General features: G+C 53.1%; 1 protein-coding gene. It reads right to left on the reverse strand.

The window, feature by feature from the left end:
• On the reverse strand, positions 1 to 337 hold a 337-nt coding region (locus tag A3754_RS05855), incomplete at both ends, for an ATP-binding protein (protein ID WP_197468493.1).

Consider the following 337-nt stretch of genomic DNA (forward strand, 5'->3'; position numbering starts at 1 on the left):
ATCAGCTGAGCGTCTTTCTTCTGATCACCACTCAGGCTGGCGAGGAATTTTTCCGTCCCGGAACGGGCAATCGTACCCAGGTTATCCACTACCTCATCCTGGCCCATGCCAATGCCGTTGTCGGTAATGGTCAACGTGCCCGCGTCCTTGTCCACTTGCAGGGTAATGCGGGGTTCACCACCTTGCTCCAGCAACGCAGGATTATCCAGCGCCTGGAAACGTAACTTGTCGCACGCATCCGACGCATTGGAAATCAGCTCCCGCAAAAAGATTTCCCGGTTGCTGTAGAGAGAATGAATCATCAAGTGAAGAAGACGGGATACTTCTGCCTGAAATC

The organism is Alcanivorax sp. HI0083, from assembly GCF_001635175.1.